Below are 1,826 nucleotides of genomic sequence, written 5' to 3'. Positions count from 1 at the left end.
TAGATGGGCATGGCGCCGAGGCCCACGGCGGCTTCGAGCGTGATCGCGATCGACTGGTCGACGCGGGCGAGCGCCTCGATCGCGAGGCACAGCGCCATGTAGTCGCCGCCCTGTCCACCGACCTCCTCGGGGAACGGGAGGCCGAACAGGCCGAGCTCGCCCATCTGGGCGACGACGTCCATCGAGGGCGTGTGCGTGCGGTCGGCCTCGTACGACTGCGGGGCGACCACCGTGTCCGCGAATTCGCAGACCATGTCGTAGAGCTGCTGTTCCTCGTCGTTCAGGTCGGGCATGGTGTTCCTCATTCCTGGTGGGATGCGTCGGGAGCGGCGCCCTCGTGAGGGCCGCTCGAAGACTGGGGGTCGGATGCCGCGGGGTGCGGCTCGATGCGGGCGACCACCTGGTCGCGCGAGACGAGATCGCCGGTCGCTGCGGCGAGGCGGACGAGGCCGGCGAGCGTGGCGAGCACGCGGTGCTCCATCTTCATGGCCTCGATCGCGACGACGGCGTCGCCCGCTTCGACGGAGGCGCCGTCGGCGACGAGCACGGCGGTGACCGTGCCGGGCATCGGGGCGCGCAGTTCGGGCGCGGCGGCGAGCCCCCCGCGTTCGGCTGCGCGTCGGCGGGCGGCGGCCCGCGCGCGGCGGTCGAGCACGGTGAAGGCGGCGGTCTCGCCGTCGCGGTGTACCCAGACGGTGCCGTCGTCATCGCGCCGCACGAGCACGCCGTCGACCTCCGCTGAGGTGTCGGTGGCGGTGTCGTCGTCGTCGGCCGGCACCTCGCGCACGTCGTCGACCGCGTCGCGCGGAGCGAGGAGCACGACCGGGGCGCGGTGCGGCCCGGGGCGCCACCCGGTGGAATCGAGCCACGCACGCGGGCCCGCGGCATCCGTCGCCCTATCGTGCTCCACGCGGGCGTGCTCGGCGACGAGGCCGGCGGCCGCGGCGAGGAGCCCGGGCGAGGGCTCGGCTGCGGTGGGCTCGGGCAGCCGATCGATGAGTCCGGTGTCGAGGTCGCCCGCGCGCACCGCGGGGTCGGCGATGAGCCGGCGCAGGAAGGCGAGGTTCGTGTCGACGCCGAGCACGACCGTGTCGGCCAGTGCACGATCAAGGCGATCGAGTGCCTCGGCGCGATCGTCGGCGTAGGCGATGACCTTGGCGAGCATCGGGTCGTAGTGCGCCGTGATCTCCTGGCCGTCGACGATCCCCCCGTCGACGCGCACGCCGGGTCCCGCGGGCTCGCGCCACGCGACCACGCGACCCGTCGAGGGGAGGAAGTCGCGTTCGGGCGCCTCCGCATAGACCCGTGCCTCGATGGCGTGGCCGGTCAGGCGCACCTCGTCCTGGGTGATCGCGAGGGGCTCATCCGCGGCGATGCGCAACTGCTGCTCGACGAGGTCGACCCCGGTGACGAGCTCCGTCACGGGGTGCTCGACCTGGAGCCGGGTGTTCATCTCGATGAAGAAGAACTCGTCGGGTGCGGCATCCGACACCAGGAACTCGACCGTGCCGGCGCCGAGGTAGCCGACGCTCCGGGCCGCGTCGCAGGCGGCTGCGCCGATGCGCGCCCGGGTCGCCTCGTCGAGCAGCGGCGACGGCGCCTCCTCGATGACCTTCTGGTGGCGGCGCTGCAGGGAGCACTCGCGCTCACCGAGGTGGATCACGGTGCCGGCGGCGTCGGCGAGCACCTGCACCTCGATGTGGCGGGGCCGCTCGATCAGGCGCTCGATCAGCAGGGTGTCGTCGCCGAACGCGGCGAGCGCGATGCGGCGGGCCGCCGGGAGGGCCGCGGCGAGCTCGTCGGCATCGCGCGCGATCTGCATGCCC

The 1,826-nt window shown here is 73.7% G+C and carries 2 protein-coding genes; both read right to left on the bottom strand.

The window, feature by feature from the left end; translation table 11 throughout:
* The coding region (locus AC1DY2_RS19330) for an acyl-CoA dehydrogenase family protein (RefSeq protein WP_476763886.1) at positions 1-293 on the bottom strand (293 nt) is incomplete at its 3' end.
* 8 nt (positions 294-301) lie between these two features.
* The coding region (locus AC1DY2_RS19325) for an ATP-binding protein (RefSeq protein ID WP_476763885.1) at positions 302-1,826 on the bottom strand (1,525 nt) is incomplete at its 5' end.

The sequence above is a fragment of the Agromyces sp. P1_H4 genome, from assembly GCF_056405255.1.
This window is presented reverse-complemented; position numbering and strand designations above follow the sequence as displayed.